Raw genomic sequence first — 17190 nt, 5'->3', positions numbered from 1 at the left:
CCCTCAGGCTGCTTTTTTCTTGGTGGCCGCGCGCCAGGCAGCGACGGCTTTTTCGGCGGCTTCCGCCAATGTGTCGGCGACGATAATTTTCTCGCCGGAATCGGCCAGGATGCGGCGTCCTTCCTCGACCTTGGTGCCGGAGAGCCGGACCACCAGCGGCACGTCGACGCCGACTTCGCGGATCGCCTTGATGACGCCCTCGGCGACCCAGTCGCAGCGGTTGATGCCGGCGAAGATGTTGACCAGGATGGTCTCGACATTCTTGTCGCCGAGCACGGCGCGGAAGGATTTCGCCACCCGCTCGGGCGAGGCGCCGCCGCCGATGTCGAGGAAGTTGGCCGGTTCGCCGCCGGCGATCTTGATCATGTCCATCGTCGCCATGGCGAGGCCAGCGCCGTTGATGATGCAGCCGATATTGCCGTCGAGGCCGACATAGGAGAGGCCGCGGTCGCTGGCGAAAGTCTCGCGCGGGTCTTCCTGGCTCTTGTCGCGCAGTTCGGAGATTTCCGGGCGACGGAACAGCGCGTTCTCGTCGAACGACATCTTGGCGTCGAGCGCGACGAGATTGCCGTCGCGGGTCACCACCAGCGGATTGATCTCCAGCATCGAAGCGTCATAGTCGCGGAACACCTGGTAGCAGCCGAGGATGGTCTCGGTCGCCTTGCCGATGAGGTTGCTTTCAAGTCCGAGGCCGAAAGCGATCTCGCGCGCCTGGAAGCCCTGCATGCCGACACCGGGATCGACCACGGCGCGGATGATGGAATCAGGTTTTCTTTCAGAGATCTCCTCGATCTCCATGCCGCCGGCGGCGGAGGCCACGATCATGACGCGCTCTTCCTTGCGGTCGAGCACAAAGCCGAGATAGAGTTCCTGCGCGATGTCGACGGCCTCCTCGAGATAGAGCCGCGAGATCAGCTTGCCGCGCGGACCGGTCTGGTTGGTCACCAGCTTGCGTCCGAGCATGGCTTCGGCCGCGTTGGCGATCTCCTCGTCGTTGGCGCAGAGCTTGATGCCGCCGGCCTTGCCGCGCGCGCCGGAATGAACCTGCGCCTTTAGCACCCATTTGCTGCCGCCGATCTCGCGCGCCCGGTAGGTCGCCTGTTCGGGGCTGTAGGCCAGTCCACCGCGCGGCACATGCACGCCGTGACGGGCAAGCAGTTCCTTGGCCTGGTATTCGTGAATGTCCATTTTGTCCTCCCGGTAATTGTCAGTGCGTCGCAGTCTGGCCGGCGCGCTCGATCGCCTCGTTGACCACCAGCACATTGCGCGCCATGCGTTCCGAAGCGGCGTCGATCATCTTGCCGTCGAGCGCTGCCGCGCCCTTGCCCTGCGCCTCGGCCTCCTTCAGCACTTCGAGGATGCGCCTGGCGCGGGTCACCTCCTTTTCCGGCGGCGAGAAGACGTCATTGGCGAGCGCAATCTGCGAGGGATGGATCGCCCATTTGCCTTCGATGCCCAATGCCGCAGCGCGCCTTGCGCCGGCGATGTAGCCCTCAGGGTCGGAGAAATCGCCGAACGGGCCGTCGATGGCACGCAGGCCGTAGGCCCTGCAGGCAACCGTCATCCGCGACAGAGCGAAATGCCACTGGTCGCCGGGATAGTCGGGGTTGAGGCCGCCGATGTTGACGGTGCGCGCCTTGCAACTCGCGGCATAGTCGGCGACGCCGAAATGCATCGCCTCCAGGCGGCCTGATGTAGCGGCGATCGCTTCGACATTTGCCATGCCGAGCGCCGTCTCGATGAGGGCTTCGAGGCCGACGCGGGTCTTGTAGCCCTTGGCCATCTCGATCTGATTGACCATGGCCTCGACCATGTAGAGGTCGGCCGGAACGCCGACCTTCGGCACCAGTATGGTGTCCAGCCGGTCGCCGGCCTGTTCCATCACGTCGACCACGTCGCGGTACATGTAGTGCGTGTCGAGGCCGTTGATGCGCACCGAAACGGTCTTGCCCTTGGCGTTCCAGTCGATGTCGTTGAGCGCCTGGATGATGTTCTTGCGGGCGCGTTCCTTGTCCGGCGGCGCCACCGCGTCCTCGATGTCGAGGAAGACGAAGTCGGCGGCGCTGTTCGCCGCCTTATCGATCATCTCGGGACTGGAGCCGGGAACGGCGAGTTCGCTGCGCTGCAGCCGGAGTTTCTTCAGATGGTTGATCGTGTGGCTCATGGCGTGCTCCCGGATCAGGCGGCTTCGGCGATGGCGGACTGCGGCGAGCGGCGGAGATGCGCGATCGCGGCACCGACACCGGAACCCGGCGCCAGCTTGACGCCGCAGTCGAGCAGCGCCAGTTCGGCGGCGGACAGTGACGCCAGCACCATCACCTCGTTCAGCCAGCCGAGATGGCCGATGCGGAAGACCTTGCCCATCACCTTGTTGAGGCCGCCGCCGAGCGACGTCTGGTAGGTGCCGTAGGCTCGCTTGACGACGTCGCCGCTGTCGATGCCTTCCGGCACCAGGATGGCGCTGACGGTGTCGGAGTGCCATTTCGGCGCCTTCGCGCAGAGCTTCAGGCCCCAGGCGTCGACCGCCTTGCGCACGCTTTCGGCGAGGCGATGGTGACGGGCGAAGATGTTGTCGAGCCCTTCTTCAGCGATCAGATCGAGCGAAGCGCGCAGGCCGCGCAGCAGTTGCGTCGCCGGCGTATAGGGGAAATACCCGGCGTCGTTGGCGCGGATCATGTCCTCGAACGAGAAGAAGCAGCGACGGTGAGAGGCGACCCTGGAAGCGACGAGCGCCTTCTTGCTGACTGAGAGGAAGCCGAGGCCGGCTGGCAGCATGAAACCTTTCTGCGAGCCGCTGACGGCGCAGTCGACACCCCATTCTTCCTGACGGAAGTCGATCGAGCCGATCGACGAGACGCCGTCGACAAAGAGAAGGGCAGGGTGGTTCGCCGTGTCGAGCACGGCCCGGCAGCCGGCGACATCGCTGGTGACGCCGGTCGCGGTCTCGTTCTGCGTGCAGAAGACTGCCTTGATGCGGTGTGCCTTGTCCGCCTTCAGCCTTTCCGCGTAGAGGTCGAGCGGCACACCGGTTCCCCACTCGCAGTCGATAACGTCGACCTCAAAGCCAAGGCGCTCGGCCATGTCGACCCATAGATGCGAGAACTGGCCGAAGCGCGACATCAGCACGCGATCGCCGGGGCTAAGCACATTGGTCATGGCTGCCTCCCAAGCGCCGGTGCCCGACGACGGGTAGATGAAGACGCGGCCGGTTTCGTTCTTGAAAACCTTCTTGATGTCCTCGAACAGCGGCAGGGTGAGTTCAGGGAACGAGGCGGCGCGCATGTCCTCCATAGGCAGGTTCATCGCTTGCCGGACCTGCTCCGGAATGTTGGTGGGTCCTGGAATAAAAAGGTGGGTGAACCCAGCCATGCGCGAACTCCTCCGATGTTAGAGATTTATGGAGGGGAGTGTCGTCTCGGCGGCGAGGAGCAACAACACCTTGGCGGGTAAGTTCTCGCCGCGCGCGGGTGGGGCGAGCCTACCCACTTGGCCTACCCATTGGGCCTACCCATTGGCTTACCCGGTCGTCCTACCCGACAGGCAGCCTGGGAGTGCGGCGCTTCTCGCTCGAATAGAGGGCGACTGCCATCGCCCGGTTGCGGACGTCAAGCTTGTCGTAGAGATTCTTGAGGTGGTACTTGACCGTATTCTCGGAAATTCCCGTGCGCGTCGCGATCTGAAGGTTGGTCCAGCCGTCGGACAGCACCGCCAGCAGCTCGCGCTCGCGCACCGTGAGCTGCGCCAAAGGCGTGTCGTTGACCTTGTTGATGTCGATGTAGGGGATGCAGATGCGGCCATGCGCGACGGCCAGGATCGTCTCGAAGATAATATGCGGATCATCGAACTGGAAGCAGTAGCCCTGAGCCCCGAGCCGTACGCACTGCTTCAGGATGCCGATGTCATGGTCGTTGGAAAACACCGTGATGCGCATATCGAGCTTGCGGCTCTGGACCTCGGCCAGAACATCCGCGCCGTCCATGTCGGCGAGCCTCCAGCCGATGACGGCGACATCGAATTTGGTCTTCGTCGCCAGTTCCAGGAGTTGCTTGCCGCTCTGCACGGCGCTCAGCAATTCGAAACGTCCGTCGCATTCCAGCATTTCGCGCAGCGCCGATATGACAAGCGGATTGCGCTCGGCGACAACGACGCGAACGCGTTGCTGTCCTGATGTGACCTCGTTCGTTGTCGCCGACCTTGCGCTCAAGGGCTTCCGTTCTGGACCGGTTGCGGACATGGGCGGATCCGGCTGATATCCGGACCCTGTGCCACGACAATCGCCGCAACCGCACAAGGGTGCTCTTTCCCCAGCGACATGTGCTGTCGCGTCCCCTGAACCGGTATCCCGTTGGTTTGTGACAGGATCGGCATTCCAGGTCGGGCATCGGCAATACCGTCTCTCGGTGAAGGGAAGCAGGTAGGAGAGTGTGCATTTCGTTTGATATTCCGAGCGTTAGAGCGACAAATTCCCAAATCGATTCATGTTGCCGCGCTATCTCTGGAATGAGCGTCGGATTTTCCCAAAACCGGTTTCCACTTTTGGGTGCGATGCTCTAGACCTGATTTGCACCTTTTCCGGGATTGCGATGGCGGGAGGCGCTGGTGGAAGGCGAGCACGAACGGACGACCGGCGCCAGGGCCGCCGAGGAGCATCACGCCGACATCTATGGCGAGGACGGGGCCGTCCTTTCGTCCTTCCTTGCGCGGATTGGTGCGGCGATCGCCGACCGCGATACGCTGACCCTCAAGCATGAAGTCGACGACCTGCATCAGTCGGAACTCGGCGACCTGCTCGAGGCGCTGCATCCCGAACAGCGCCGCGCGCTGGTCGAGCTCCTGGGCGCCGACTTCGACTTCTCGTCGCTGACCGAGGTCGACGAGGCGATCCGTATGGAGATCGTCGACAATCTGCCCAATGCGCAGATCGCCCAGGCGGTACAGGAGCTCGATTCCGACGACGCCGTCTACATTCTCGAAGACCTCGAGAAGGAAGACCAGGACGAGATCCTGTCGCAGCTGCCGTTCACCGAGCGGATCAGGCTGCGCCGCTCGCTTGACTATCCCGAAGAGACGGCCGGCCGGCGCATGCAGACCGAGTTCGTCGCGGTGCCGCCGTTCTGGACGATCGGCCAGACCATCGACTACATGCGCGAGGACAAGAACCTGCCTGAGCGCTTCAGCCAGATCTTCGTCATCGACCCGACCTTCAAACTGCTCGGCGCCATCGACCTCGACCAGATCCTGCGCACCAGGCGCGCGGTCAAGGTCGAGGAGGTCATGCATGAGACACGGCACGCCATTCCCGCCACCATGGATCAGGAAGAGGCGGCGCGGGAATTCGAACAGTATGACCTATTGTCGGCCGCCGTCGTCGACGAGAACGAGCGGCTGGTCGGCGTGCTGACCATCGATGACGTGGTCGACGTCATCCAGCAGGAGGCCGAGGAAGATCTGATGCGCATGGGCGGCGTCGGCGATGAAGAACTGTCCGACAGTGTTCTCTCCACATCGCGCTCGCGCGTTCCATGGCTGTTGATCAATCTGTTGACGGCATTTCTGGCCGCATCGGTGATCAGTCTGTTCGACCGCACGATCGAGCATATCGTGGCGCTGGCGGTGCTGATGCCGATCGTCGCCGGCATGGGCGGCAATGCCGGCTCGCAGACCATGACCGTGACGGTGCGAGCGCTGGCGACCAGGGATCTCGACATCTACAATGCCGGCCGCATTATCCGCCGCGAGATGGGCGTCGGCTTCATCAACGGCATCGTCTTCGCCATCCTGATCGGCATCGTTGCCGCTGCCTGGTTCCGCGACCCCAATTTGGGCGGCATCATTGCGGCGGCGATGATCATCAACATGTTCGCGGCAGCCTTGGCCGGCATCCTGATCCCGCTGCTGCTCGACCGTTTCAAGGTCGATCCGGCGGTCGCTTCGGCGGTTTTCGTCACCACGGTCACCGATGTCGTCGGCTTCTTTGCCTTTCTCGGCATTGCTACATGGTGGTTCGGTGTGCCGTGAAGGCACCTGTCGTGTCTCAATTGACTTTTACGTAAATGCCATGCGAGGCTTGCGCGGGGCGCCATATCGATTCCGGCATGGCATGGGTTTTGGTTCGGGACGGAAGGGCGCCGCATGGCGATCGTTTGGGATTCCGGCGTGCGGGAGTGGCAATGCGAGAATATTATTCGATCACCGAGTTGACGCGCGAGTTCGACGTGTCGACGCGGACGCTGCGCTTCTACGAGGACGAAGGGCTGGTGCAGCCGGTGCGGCGCGGTCGCACGCGGCTGTTTCGCCCGTCCGATCGCCACCTCATCCGCCAGATCATGCGCGGCAAAAGGCTTGGCTTCTCGATCAACGAGATCCGCGAAATCATCCAGATGTACAAGACGCCGCCCGGCGAAGTCGGTCAACTCAAGCTGATGATCAAGCGCATCGAGGAAAAGCGCGAGGATCTCAGACAGAAGCGCCGCGACCTCGAAGAAACGCTGGCCGAACTCGACCAGGCCGAGGAGTCTTGTGTGGAGCGGCTGGTTGAGCTTGGTGTGAATACCTGAGCGGATGGATTCTATCGCGTGTCGTGCAGAAGTCGCGGCATGGATCCTCGGGCCTGCGCTGCGTCGCTACGCTCCTTGCTCCGCCCGTGGATGACGACGGAATGGATGTTTCGGCTAGTCGCCGAAGTGTGCACCTGGCAGCAAAAGCGACCTGTCAAAACCATCTGCGCGATGGAAACCAGGGGGCGCCAGCTCAGATCCAGCGCCGTACTCTTTTCGCGTAATCGCGGTATTTCTTGCCGAACTTTGCGGCCAACACCTTTTCCTCGCCTTCGATCGCGGCCTTCTGCGTGGCATAGGCGGCGATGAACGCGAGCGGCAGGAACCACACGATGCCTGAGACAAAGGCGACGCCGATCAAAAGCAGCGTGTTGGCCAGATACATCGGATTGCGGGTGACGCCGAAGGGACCTGTGGTGACGAGGTGATCGGGCACCGCGTTGGGGTTGAGTGTGGTTTTGGCCCGGATCATGGTGCGGATCGCGGTGAACCAGAGTGCGGCGACGGCAAACAGCGCCACCCAACCGGCGGCGAAAAGGATATCGCCCAGGATGTCGCCGATCCAAGGCAGGGGATAGAGCAGGCCAAGCGCGATGCTGATGGCGATGGCGGCGGTATAGATCAGCGGCGGCCACGGTATGATCCCCGGCTTCGGCTGGTTCTCGGTCATTGGACCCCTTCCTCCATCAACTTGCTATCGGTTTTGGCTGTGCACATGCCGGCAAGATCGGACAAATGTGCCTTCCATTCCGCAGTCTGGTCGTTGTTGTAGAGCCGATCAAGCGTGGCCTCGCCCTCGAGCGTATCGAGCATGCAGACACAGTAGCTCGAACAGAACTCGGTGTCGCGCGACTGTTCGCAAGACAGCTGGCAGGTTTTGAGGAAGTTCACCTGCGGGGTTTCGACCTGTGCCGGCATGATCTGTGAGAACAGCCACACGCAGCAGATCAGCAGCGGCTGGTGGATCAGGTAGAAGGCCAGGCTGTGGCGGCCGATGAAAAGCAGCGGGTTGGCCCAGCGGCCGGGCTTGAGGTTCGCCAGCCCCGTCAGGACACCCGCGCCCGTGGCAAGCTTGGCGACGCCGATGCCGAGAAGCACAGCGCCGAACCATGGCAACAGGGGCACGTAGTCGTTGGAACGTGGATTGTTCGCCGACAGGCCGACCCACCACAGCCACGGGTGATCAAAGGCCTCCAAGCGCAGATAGACAGGCGCCGCGATGACGAGCGCGGCAACGACCAGCGTCAATAAAGCCGGCAGCCGCAAGAAGGCGAGGCCAAGCAGGCTTGCCAGCGCTATCTCGTGCAATATGCCGAAGAAGATGAAGCCGTCCGGCGTGGCGATGCGGGTGACGACCGAAATCGCGATCGCGGCTCCGGCGACCATGGCGAACCGCTTCCAGAAGCCGTTCCAGCGGATTTGTCGGCCATGGGCGAGGTACAGGCTGACGCCAACCAGGAACAGGAAGGTCGAGGCGATGCAGCGCGCGTAGATCTTCCACCAGCCGAAGGCGGTCAGGCCGGGATCGGTGTAGCCGAAGAATTCCAGATCCCAGGTGAAATGGTAGCTCGCCATGGCGATCAGCGCGATGCCGCGCACGATGTCGATGGCGACGATGCGCTTTGGTCGATCCTGAACGGGTGCGGTCGGCGTTTGGATGCTCATGGTCTCGCATTCTGATTCAGCCCTGCAAGACGACTATCACGGTTGCACCGGACAAAAGAAGACCGGGAGCTTTGCCGAGGACGCCGGACCAGGCGCCGCATTAGGCCAGCGCCGGGAAGCCTTTGGCCGACTTCGCTTTTCGCCGGATACGCGTCGGTTTCCTCTTATTGGCGCAGGGATCGCCACGGCAGATTTGGCCCGGTGATTCTGCTTTGGGGAAGCAATGTCCACCCATGTGCGCCATCCGATCTGGCTACCGGCCCTCAAGGCCGCGGACGCGCGCACCTTCGCCTCGCTCTACGCGGTCGAATCCTTTGCTCGCGCCACCGTGTCGAGCGTCATCCCGATCCAGGCCTATGAGATCCTGCACAACGAGCAGATCGTCTCGATCCTCTACACAGTGGTAGCGATGCTCGGCCTGTCGGTGACATTGTTCATGCCGATGCTAATCCGCCGCTTTGCCCGCCGCTGGGTCTACACGGCCGGCGCCTGCCTGCTCGCCATCGGCTCGCTGTTCTTCGTCACCGACACGCTTGCCGGGCAACTGGCCGGCATGCTGTGCCGCGTGATGGGCGCAAGCGCGCTGTCGATCACGCTCAACCTCTACATCATGGACCACATCCGCAAGACCGATTTCATGCAGGCCGAATCGCTGCGCATGGCGTGGTCGATGTTGGCTTGGACCGGCGGGCCGACGCTCGGCATCTTCCTCTACACGCGCTTCGGCATCTATGCCGCGCATGGTGCGGTTGCGGTGTTCGCGATGGCGTTGCTGGCGCTGTTCTGGACCTACCGGCTCGGCGACAACCCGTCGATCCGCCCGGGCAAGACGCGCCCGGCCAATCCGCTGGCCAATATCGGCCGCTTCATCGCCCAGCCCAGGCTGCGGCTCGCGTGGCTGATCGCTTTCGGCCGCTCCTGTTTCTGGACGACGTTCTTCGTCTATGGGCCGCTGTTCATGGTGATCACCGGCGAGGGCAAGCTGGCCGGCGGCCTGCTGGTTTCGGCCGGCAACGCGCTGCTGTTCATGGCCATCTTCTGGGGCAAGGCAGGAAAGCGCTTCGGCGGCCGCAGGACCATGACATTTGCCTATTTCGCCATGTCTGCCACGCTGCTGGCGGCGGGCTTCGTCGGCGAAACCGTGCCGCTGCTCACCGGCGCCTTCCTGCTCTGCGGCGCCTTCTTCACCATTGCGCTCGACGCCCTCGGCTCGACCGCCTTCATGCGCTCGGTGCGCTCCTATGAAAGATCGCAGATGGCGGCGGTCTATCGCACCTATCTCGACTTTTCCGAGCTGACGCCGCCGCTGGTCTATTCCGTGGTGCTGGCCTTTTTCGGCCTGGGCTCGGTGTTCGTCACGCTCGGCCTGCTGGCAGCGGTTTGCGGCTTTGTGACGTGGCGCTATCTGCCGAAATCGCTTTAGTCGCCGGCTAGGCGCTTGCCTCGCGTGCCGCATGCCGCTCGCGCACCCAGTTGTGGAAACGGTGCAGGTCGTATTCCTCGGGCATCAGCACGCCCGCCATGTGGCGCATCGAGTGCAGGCCTCTCTGGTTGACCTCGCAGATCGTCGCATCCTCCTCCAGCACCTGCGTGCCGAAGGCGACAATGTTGTCGATGTCGGTCGTGGCGAGCGCTTCGGGCGAAAACAGCCATTCCGCGACAAGCTCGGTCTGCTCGGGGCCGAGCGGCACCAGCCGGACTGACCTGACATAGTCGACATGGCCGACGACGAACATCGACGGCAGGCTGGTGGCGTATGTCTGGCCCGCAGTGCGCTCGGCCGGTGTCAAGCTCGAGAAGACCGGCCCATGCGCCTGGCCGTCGCGCGACCAGGTTTCGGCGCCGGCGCGCAGGCCGCCGGAAAACTCCGGCGCGCCATTGTCGGCATGGCGAACCCATTCGGGATCGTCGTGACGGCCCATCAGGCCGCGGCCATAGATTGGCACCAGCCGCGACAGCTCCTTGTGGACGCCCGGGCAATGCAGGCACTCGTTGAAGTTTTCCCAAAAAATCTTCCAGTTGCAGTTCATCACCTTGCGCAGCACATGGCCGCTCACCAGCGTCTCCAGCGGCCAGTTGCCGAGATCGCCGGAGGCCGGATCGAAGGATGCCTGCGCCGAACCGGCCGCGTCCTCCTGCAGATTGACGAAAACAAAACCTCGCCACACCGAGAGTGCGACGCGATAGAGCGAGTGGTCGGCCTTGTCGAAGCCTTGCGGCAGCGATTTCGACGGCACGCGCACGAGGTCGCCACGCAGGGAATAGGACCAGGCGTGGTAGGGGCAGGTGATCAGTCGCGCCTTCAGCCGGCCTTCGCTTTCCTGGCAAAGCTGCGAGCCGCGATGGCGGCAGGTGTTGTGAAAGGCGCGCAGCTCGCCGGTCTCGTCCCGCAGCACGACGATGTCTTGCGTGCCGATGCGGAATCTGCGGAAAGCCAGTGGTTGCGCAAGGTCGGCCTCGCGGCAGACGAGCAGCCAGCTTCGATACCAGATGGCGTCGAGATCTTTTTGATAGCTGCCTGCATCCCAATAGGCTGATGACGGCAGCGTCGGTTCGGCCCGGGTCAGGCCATTGTAGGGATCGCGCTCGCTGGCAATGGGCTGCATGGCTGGCTTCCTCTAGAGATGCCAGCCGACACCCGGCCAGGAAAATTGTCAATTGCGGCACCGGCAGCTCTCGGCTGGTACGACGCATTCGCGATGGTTGCCGGCGGAATTTGGTTTGCCGGGGGCGAGGATTCTGCCTATAGTCACCAATGTCGTCGGTTCCATTTTGGAGCCAAGAGGGAATGCGGTGCGGGCGAGTTTCGCCCAATGCCGTGGCTGCCCCCGCAACTGTGTGCGGTAGTCCTCTCCATATGCCACTGAAGATTTTTTCTTCGGGAAGGTGGGGAAGGGCGCTGATCCGCGAGCCAGGAGACCTGCCGGCGACAGGAAACTGACTTCGATGCCCTCGGGTGGAGGGCGAAAGGACAAGATATGACTACCGCTTCCGTCTCCCTCGGCGCCTCCGTCTCCTCGCAGTCGCGCTTCATGCAGCTCGCTCTTGCTGCGTTTCTCGGCATTTTCGTGATGGGCTTTGTCGGCTTCTCGCATATCGATGCGGTCCACAATGCGGCTCACGACTATCGCCATTCGATGGCGTTTCCCTGCCACTGACGAGGATCTGACATCATGAACCTGTTTCGCAACGTCGTGTTCATCGCGGCGATCGCAGGGCTCGTGGCCGGCGTCGCTCTCGCCTGCATGCAGGCCTATGCCACCGTGCCGCTGATCCTGAAGGCGGAAGTCTACGAACAGGCCGGCGGCGGCCACAGCCATGACCATGCCGCCGCGCCAGCGGTGCCTGCCGATGCCAGCGGCAACGCGATGAACTCGGCCGCGCCGGCAACAAACTCCATGAGCGCTGCCACGCCGGCACCGGCGGAAGCGGCGGCTCCGGCGGAAGACGAAGGCTGGGCGCCGGCAGACGGTTTCGAGCGTTTTGCCTTCAGCGTGCTTGCCAATATCGTCACCGGCATCGGCTTCGCCTTGATCCTGGTCGCGGTTTCGGAATTCGCCGGCGGCATCGGCAATTGGCGCCAGGGCGTGTTCTGGGGCCTGGCCGGCTTTGCCGTGTTTACGCTGGCGCCTGGCCTCGGCCTGCCGCCGGAACTGCCGGCCATGCCGGCTGCCGACCTCACCCAGCGCCAGATCTGGTGGACGGCAACCGTGGTGGCGACCGCCATCGGCCTTGGCCTGATCGCGTTCCGCAAGTCGCTGCCGCTGGCGATCCTGGCCGTAGCGTTGATCGTCGCACCGCATATTGTCGGCGCGCCGCAGCCCGACAGTTTCGAGACGGCGATTCCGGAAGGCTTGCATCACCAGTTCGTGGTGGCGGTGACGGTGACCAATCTGGTGTTCTGGCTGGTGCTCGGCGCGGTCGTCGGCGTGGTGCGCGGCCGCTTCACCGGCACGGCGACCAGCCTGCGCGACAGCTTTGCCTGACAGCAAGGCCCTGACCTTCCTCATCGGCGGTGCGCGCTCCGGCAAGAGCGCGCACGCCGAGACCTTGGCGACGGGTTTGCTGCCGCCATGGACCTATATCGCCACGGCGCAAGCCTATGACGACGAGATGCATGAGCGCATCGCGTTGCACCGGTCGCGGCGCGACGAAGGCTGGACGACCATCGACGCACCGCTCGATCTCGCCGGCGCGCTCGGGGCCTTGCCTGACAACCAGCCTGTGCTTGTCGACTGCCTGACGCTGTGGCTGACCAATCATATGCTGGCCGATCACGATATCGAGCTTGAATGCCGTCGGCTGGCGGATGTGCTGTCTCGGCCGCGCGGACCCTGGTTCGTGGTGTCCAATGAAGTCGGCCAGGGTATCGTGCCGGATAATGCACTGGCACGCCGTTTCCGCGACGCCGCCGGACGGCTCAACCAGCAGGTCGCTGCTGTCGCCGATACGGTGCTGCTGATGGTGGCGGGGCTGCCGCTCAAGGTGAAATGATATGACCGACATCGACGATAAGGACGAAGAACGCCACCGCGCCAAGATGGCCAAGCGCAAGGCGGTGCAGGATGCCGAAGTGGCGAGCAAGACGGTCGAGAAGGGATTGCTCATCGTCAACACCGGCCCGGGCAAAGGCAAGACGACAGCCGCCTTCGGTCTCGCGCTGCGGATGCTCGGCTACGGCAAGCGCGTCGGAGTCGTCCAGTTCATCAAGGGCAAATGGCATACCGGCGAGAAAGACGCCTTCGCCGCCTTCGGCGATCGCGTCGTCTGGCACGCGATGGGCGAGGGGTTCACCTGGGAAACGCAGGATCTGAAGCGCGACATCGCCGCGGCCGAAGCCGCGTGGGCCAAGGTGCTTGAGCTGATGGCCGATCCGTCGATCAGCCTTCTGGTGCTCGATGAACTCAACATTGCGCTGCGCTACGACTATCTCGATCTCGACAAGGTGGTTGCAGCGCTGAAAGCGCGGCGCGAGGGCCTGCACGTGGTCGTCACCGGCCGCAACGCCAAGCCGGCGCTGGTCGAGGCCGCCGACCTCGTCACCGAAATGGGCGTGACCAAGCACCATTTTTCCGCAGGCGTGAAGGCCCAGCAAGGTATCGAGTTCTGAGAGCTTTTACCCCCCAAAAAAAGGGAGGGTGAGATCAGGCCACCATGAAAATAACCGCGACCAGCCCAAACAACGCGATCAGCAGATAGTCGGCGACGCGATAGAGTTTCAGCGCCTGCCTTATGTCGGCGCTGTCGGCTTCGCGCCGCCCGCCTTCGCCCATGAAGACGTCGTCGACCAGGACGCCGCCATAGAAGCGCGGCCCGGCGAGCGCCAGGCCGAGCGCACCGGCCATCGCCGCTTCGGGCCAGCCGGCATTGGGCGAGCGGTGTTTTTTCGCGTCGCGCCACACCGCATGCCAGGCATTGCGCGGATCGGCGCCCCTGACCAGGAAAGCCGCCAGCACGATCAGCAGCGCCGTCACCCGCGACGCCGGCAGGTTGATCCAATCGTCGAAGCGCGCCGCCGCCCAGCCGAAGGCCTCGTGGCGCGGGGTGCGGTGGCCGATCATCGAATCGGCGGTGTTGGCGGCCTTGTAGGCAGCGCCGCCGCCCAGGCCGCCGACGCCGGTCCAGAAGGCGGGGGCAACGATGCCGTCGGAAAAATTCTCGGCCAGGCTCTCGATCGCCGCGCGGCAGACACCGGCCCTGTCCAGTGTTTCGGGATCGCGGCCGACGATTCGCGAGACGGCCACGCGACCCAAAGCGAGGCCACCGGTATCGAGTGCGTCCGCCACCGCCTCGACATGCTCGTAAAGGCTCTTCTGCGACAGAAGCGACGTAGCCAGAAGGGCAGTGATGAATAGCCCAATGGGAACGAACCAGAGCAGGACCTGCACGCCGAGGCCAACTATCGCCGGCACCAGCACGATGACCAGCAGCGCCTGGACACCACGCTTGCGACGCAGCGCGTCGGGATCAGTGGCGTGGTTGAGCCTGCGGTCAAGAAAGGATATCAGCCTGCCGAACCACGTCACCGGATGGCCGATGGCGCGAAACAGCCAGTCCGGGTAACCGAGGGCGAATTCGACGGCCAATGACAGGAAAGCGATCAGGACTGACATGAAGCTTCTTGAAGGAGCGGTGGACCATGGTGGAAGTCTTGGCCGGGCGAGGGCGCTTTTCCCCAACGCTTCGCGGCCTTTCGTCGACCTCTCGACCGGTATCAATCCGCACTCCTATCCGCTTTTCGACCTGCCCGCCACCACCCTGTCGCGGTTGCCGGAAGCCGCGCGCACGCGTGACCTGATAGAGATCGCGGCCAGCGCCTATGGCGCGCCGTCGCCAGCCAACGTCGCGGCGGCTCCGGGCACGCAGATCCTGTTGCCGCGCGTCGCTTCGCTGATCGCGCCCGGCAAGGCGCTGGTGCTGGGTCCGACCTATGCCGAACATGCCCGCGCAGCGGCTATTGCCGGGCACGAGGTGACCGAGGTCAGCGATTTCGCTGATCTGGCGGACGCCGACCTTGCCATCATCGTCAATCCGAACAATCCGGATGGGCGCATCGTCGAGCGCGACTGTTTGCTGGCGCTGGCCGCCGGACTGCGCGCCAAGGGTGGACTGCTGGTCGTCGACGAGGCGTTCATGGATGTCGGCCCACGCGAGCACAGCCTCGCGGGCGACGTTGGCCAGGGCGGCATCGTCGTGCTGCGCTCGTTCGGCAAGTTCTTCGGCCTGGCCGGCTTGCGGCTCGGCTTTGCACTTTCCGATGCAGTGACGGTCGACCGGCTGGAAACGCAGTTCGGGCCATGGGCCGTCGCCGGGCCGGCGCTGGAATACGGCATCCGCGCGCTTGCCGATATCGGCTGGCAGAACGCGGTGCGGGCATCCCTTGCGGATGCATCGGCGCGGCTCGATGTGCTGTTCGGCCGCTTCGGCGTTCCCGTTGCTGGTGGCACCACGCTGTTCCGCTATCTCCGCCTGGTCGATGCGGCCGGCCTGTTTGCAGCCCTTGGTGAGCACGGCATCCTGCTTCGCCATTTTGCCGACCGGCCGCATGTCCTGCGCGCCGGCCTGCCGGGAAGTCAGGAGGAATGGCAGCGGCTCGAATCCGCTCTTGCCGAATGGGCGGCGCGGCGCGAGGATCAATCGAAGGGTTCAAAACAATGATCCATGTCTGCTCGCTGGCAAAGATCGAGGAAACGGTGGCCAGGACCGGCGCCGACCGCATGCTGTCGCTGCTCGCCGCTGGCACGGAAGTGGTGCGGCCGGCCTCGATCTCGAGGGAAAACCACTTACATCTGGTCATGCATGACATAGCGGTGGCGCAGGACGGCATGACCATGCCGGGCGAGGATCATGTCCGCAACCTGCTCGATTTTGCGCGCCGCTGGGACCGGGCAAGGCCGATGGTCGTGCACTGCTATGCCGGGATCAGTCGCTCGACCGCCTCGGCCTACATCATCGCCGCCGCACTGGCGCCGAAGCGTGACGAGGCCGACCTGGCGCGGACGCTGCGGGCGCTGTCGCCATCGGCGACACCCAATCCGCGGCTGATTGCGGTGGCCGACGCACTGCTAGATCGCAACGGCCGCATGATCCAGGCGATCGAGGCAATCGGACGCGGCGCCGACGCCTTCGAAGGAACGCCGTTCGCGCTTAGGATAGACGGTTAGCTACTTCAGCCAGTCGGCGAGCTTCGCCTTGCGCACATCCCGCAGCAGGCTGATGAAACCATCGGCCTGATGTTCCGATGTCAGCCGGCCTTTCTCCGCCGTCGCGATGCTGGCGTCGCCGACCACGCCGTTCGGGTTGAGGTCGCTGGCGATCCAGGCGAAGGCGTGGGTGCCGGTGTGGCGCAGCAGCGAGAATTCCTTCTCGGCCTTGGCGACATTGGAGACGAAATTGTCGGCCTTGCCCATATCGACAAGGTCCGGCCGGAAATGCAGCATCAGCGAGGTCTCGACATCGCCGCCATGGATGCCGTGGCGGTCCTCGAGCTCGGTGTACATGCCAGCCGGGCGGCCGAAGCGCTGCCAGCTGGTCTTCACCGCCAGCATGTTTTCACGCACGCGCAGTTCGCGCGTGACGATGCCCATGATCTCTTCGTTGCCGCCATGCGAATTGACAACGATCAGCTTGCGCACGCCGGCGCGCGCGATCGACAGGCCGAGTTCGGTCCAGGCTTCGATCAACGTGGTTGCCGGCAAAGTGAGGGTGCCCGGCGCGTGCAGGTGCTCGTTCGACTTGCCCACCGCCTGCACTGGCAGGATGCGGATGTCGAGATCATCGGGCAGGCGCGAAATGACCGTGTCGAGCATGCCATTCATGATCGAGGTGTCGGTCGAGACAGGCAGATGCGGCCCGTGCTGCTCGATCGCCGCCACCGGCAACACGGCGATCGTCGCCTCGGGGTCGATCGAGGCGTATTCGGTGGTCCTGTAGTCGCCCCACCACACACGTTTCTTCGCAACAGTCATGTCATGCCTCTTCAATGGACGGGCAGACCTAGCGCGACAGAACTTGTCTGTCGATCACCCGGCTGCGATGGCCTCAACTTCGACCTTGAATTCGGGTCGGGCAAATCCCGAGACGACCATCAGAGTCGAGGCCGGCGCGGGGCTGGAAAACAGCCGGTCGCGAACGTCCATATACGGCCGCAGATGCGCGCGGTCGGTGACATAGGCATTGATGCGGACGATGTCCTGCAGACCCAGGCCGGCTTCGCCGAGAATCGCGGCGATGTTTTGAAAGCAGAGTTCGGCCTGTGCGCCGGCGTCTTCCGGTATCTGGTCGTCCGCGGTGATGGCGACCTGACCCGAGCACAGCACCAGTCGCTTGCCGAGCGGCACCTCGACGCCGTGGCTGTAGCGGGCAAAGGGCGGCTTGATCGACTTCGGGGTGAGGAATTTGAACATGGCATTCTCCTGGATAGCGCCAGCCTAAGGCCTGACCCATTGCACCTTCAAGATGGCGGTGC

The 17190-nt window shown here is 63.8% G+C and carries 19 protein-coding genes and 1 riboswitch; of the genes, 9 read left to right on the top strand and 10 right to left on the bottom strand.

The window, feature by feature from the left end; all coding sequences use genetic code 11:
• Positions 1 to 3: 3 nt before the first annotated feature.
• From EJ076_RS23625 to EJ076_RS23610, 4 genes are all read right to left on the bottom strand, one after another.
• Positions 4 to 1188, bottom strand: a complete 1185-nt coding sequence (locus tag EJ076_RS23625) for a malate--CoA ligase subunit beta (RefSeq protein ID WP_126069444.1) — start codon at positions 1186 to 1188, stop codon at positions 4 to 6.
• 19 nt (positions 1189 to 1207) lie between these two features.
• Positions 1208 to 2164, bottom strand: coding sequence for a CoA ester lyase (locus EJ076_RS23620; protein WP_126069443.1), 957 nt, complete (start codon positions 2162 to 2164; stop codon positions 1208 to 1210).
• A 14-nt stretch (positions 2165 to 2178) separates the two neighbouring features.
• Positions 2179 to 3369, bottom strand: a complete 1191-nt coding sequence (locus EJ076_RS23615; RefSeq protein WP_126069442.1) for an aminotransferase class V-fold PLP-dependent enzyme — start codon at positions 3367 to 3369, stop codon at positions 2179 to 2181.
• A gap of 160 nt (positions 3370 to 3529) precedes the next feature.
• Positions 3530 to 4204, bottom strand: coding sequence for a response regulator transcription factor (locus EJ076_RS23610; protein ID WP_245462868.1), 675 nt, complete (start codon positions 4202 to 4204; stop codon positions 3530 to 3532).
• Positions 4205 to 4599: 395 nt separating this feature from the next.
• Here EJ076_RS23610 and mgtE point away from each other — a divergent pair, with 395 nt between their 5' ends.
• On the top strand, positions 4600 to 6018 hold the full coding sequence (mgtE, locus tag EJ076_RS23605; RefSeq protein ID WP_126069440.1) for a magnesium transporter: 1419 nt from the start codon (positions 4600 to 4602) through the stop codon (positions 6016 to 6018).
• Positions 6019 to 6170: 152 nt separating this feature from the next.
• Complete coding sequence (locus EJ076_RS23600; RefSeq protein WP_126069439.1) at positions 6171 to 6557, top strand: MerR family DNA-binding transcriptional regulator; 387 nt, start codon at positions 6171 to 6173, stop codon at positions 6555 to 6557.
• Between the two features lie 193 nt (positions 6558 to 6750).
• Here EJ076_RS23600 and EJ076_RS23595 read toward each other — a convergent pair whose 3' ends face one another.
• Complete coding sequence (locus EJ076_RS23595) at positions 6751 to 7227, bottom strand: isoprenylcysteine carboxylmethyltransferase family protein (protein WP_109667921.1); 477 nt, start codon at positions 7225 to 7227, stop codon at positions 6751 to 6753.
• Complete coding sequence (locus tag EJ076_RS23590; RefSeq protein WP_126069438.1) at positions 7224 to 8222, bottom strand: DUF1624 domain-containing protein; 999 nt, start codon at positions 8220 to 8222, stop codon at positions 7224 to 7226. Before EJ076_RS23590 ends, EJ076_RS23595 begins: the two co-directional genes overlap by 4 nt.
• 223 nt (positions 8223 to 8445) lie before the next feature.
• Here EJ076_RS23590 and EJ076_RS23585 point away from each other — a divergent pair, with 223 nt between their 5' ends.
• Entirely contained in the window at positions 8446 to 9645 is a 1200-nt protein-coding gene (locus EJ076_RS23585; RefSeq protein WP_126069437.1) for an MFS transporter, read from the top strand.
• Between the two features lie 7 nt (positions 9646 to 9652).
• Here EJ076_RS23585 and EJ076_RS23580 read toward each other — a convergent pair whose 3' ends face one another.
• A complete protein-coding gene (locus EJ076_RS23580) occupies positions 9653 to 10828 on the bottom strand; it encodes an aromatic ring-hydroxylating dioxygenase subunit alpha (RefSeq protein ID WP_126069436.1) in 1176 nt (391 codons plus the stop codon).
• A gap of 139 nt (positions 10829 to 10967) precedes the next feature.
• A riboswitch (cobalamin riboswitch) is annotated at positions 10968 to 11165 on the top strand.
• 35 nt (positions 11166 to 11200) lie between these two features.
• On the opposite strand from EJ076_RS23580, the gene EJ076_RS23575 reads away from it, so the two are divergent.
• From EJ076_RS23575 to cobO, 4 genes are read left to right on the top strand one after another with little or no spacing between them, the layout of a single operon-like run.
• Positions 11201 to 11380 (top strand): CbtB domain-containing protein, encoded by a 180-nt coding sequence (locus EJ076_RS23575; RefSeq protein WP_109667912.1) that lies wholly within the window; start codon positions 11201 to 11203, stop codon positions 11378 to 11380.
• 15 nt (positions 11381 to 11395) lie between these two features.
• A complete protein-coding gene (locus EJ076_RS23570; protein WP_126069435.1) occupies positions 11396 to 12208 on the top strand; it encodes a CbtA family protein in 813 nt (270 codons plus the stop codon).
• A complete protein-coding gene (gene cobU / locus EJ076_RS23565) occupies positions 12201 to 12716 on the top strand; it encodes a bifunctional adenosylcobinamide kinase/adenosylcobinamide-phosphate guanylyltransferase (protein ID WP_126069434.1) in 516 nt (171 codons plus the stop codon). Before EJ076_RS23570 ends, cobU begins: the two co-directional genes overlap by 8 nt.
• Before the next feature lies 1 nt (position 12717).
• Positions 12718 to 13332 carry a cob(I)yrinic acid a,c-diamide adenosyltransferase gene (gene cobO, locus EJ076_RS23560; RefSeq protein WP_109667906.1) on the top strand — a complete coding sequence of 205 codons (615 nt, stop codon included), beginning with the start codon at positions 12718 to 12720 and terminating at the stop codon, positions 13330 to 13332.
• 34 nt (positions 13333 to 13366) lie between these two features.
• Here the strand turns inward: cobO and cbiB are convergent, their stop codons facing one another.
• Positions 13367 to 14335 carry an adenosylcobinamide-phosphate synthase CbiB gene (gene cbiB / locus EJ076_RS23555; protein WP_126069433.1) on the bottom strand — a complete coding sequence of 323 codons (969 nt, stop codon included), beginning with the start codon at positions 14333 to 14335 and terminating at the stop codon, positions 13367 to 13369.
• Between cbiB and cobD the strand changes: the two genes are divergently transcribed.
• Positions 14334 to 15380: a threonine-phosphate decarboxylase CobD gene (cobD, locus tag EJ076_RS23550; protein ID WP_126069432.1), complete on the top strand. Its 1047-nt coding sequence runs from the start codon at positions 14334 to 14336 to the stop codon at positions 15378 to 15380. The two genes, cbiB and cobD, sit on opposite strands and share 2 nt — an antisense overlap.
• Positions 15377 to 15886 carry a tyrosine phosphatase family protein gene (locus EJ076_RS23545; protein WP_126069431.1) on the top strand — a complete coding sequence of 170 codons (510 nt, stop codon included), beginning with the start codon at positions 15377 to 15379 and terminating at the stop codon, positions 15884 to 15886. The genes cobD and EJ076_RS23545 overlap by 4 nt, the downstream gene beginning before the upstream one ends.
• Here the strand turns inward: EJ076_RS23545 and EJ076_RS23540 are convergent, their stop codons facing one another.
• Positions 15887 to 16690: a creatininase family protein gene (locus EJ076_RS23540; protein ID WP_126069430.1), complete on the bottom strand. Its 804-nt coding sequence runs from the start codon at positions 16688 to 16690 to the stop codon at positions 15887 to 15889.
• A 54-nt stretch (positions 16691 to 16744) separates the two neighbouring features.
• Entirely contained in the window at positions 16745 to 17128 is a 384-nt protein-coding gene (locus tag EJ076_RS23535) for a RidA family protein (RefSeq protein WP_126069429.1), read from the bottom strand.
• Between the last annotated feature and the right edge of the window lie 62 nt (positions 17129 to 17190).

The sequence above is a fragment of the Mesorhizobium sp. M7D.F.Ca.US.005.01.1.1 genome (genome assembly GCF_003952545.1).
Classification (GTDB): Bacteria; Pseudomonadota; Alphaproteobacteria; order Rhizobiales; family Rhizobiaceae; genus Mesorhizobium; species Mesorhizobium loti.
The sequence above is the reverse complement of the archived record's forward strand: the minus strand, read 5'-3'. Positions and strand labels throughout refer to the sequence as shown.